This is a genomic window from Janibacter sp. CoH_79_TC_3, assembly GCF_058197955.1.
Map to the genome: position 1 here is coordinate 1 of NZ_JBXWIV010000227.1, position 226 is coordinate 226.

At 41.6% G+C, this 226-nt stretch carries 1 protein-coding gene; it reads left to right on the forward strand.

The features are described from left to right. Positions 1-17: 17 nt before the first annotated feature. On the forward strand, positions 18-226 hold a 209-nt coding region (locus tag AC2FA3_RS15725; RefSeq protein WP_490510416.1), incomplete at its 3' end, for a hypothetical protein.

The window sequence follows — 226 nt, forward strand, 5'->3', positions numbered from 1 at the left end:
TTATAGTGGCGGTAACCATGGCGCTAAACAATCTGTTAGTTCGTAAACTTCCACAACATCATACTGTCTATCAAACTTTATTATTGACCAATTTATTAGGAATACCGTTCGCGCTTGGTTTGGCTATTTGGGAGGGACAGCCATTTGACTGGCGCTCATTGATTACGGCCGCCAGTTCAAATGTATTTATTTTGATTTATGCGGGTATATGCGTACAGGTGTACCG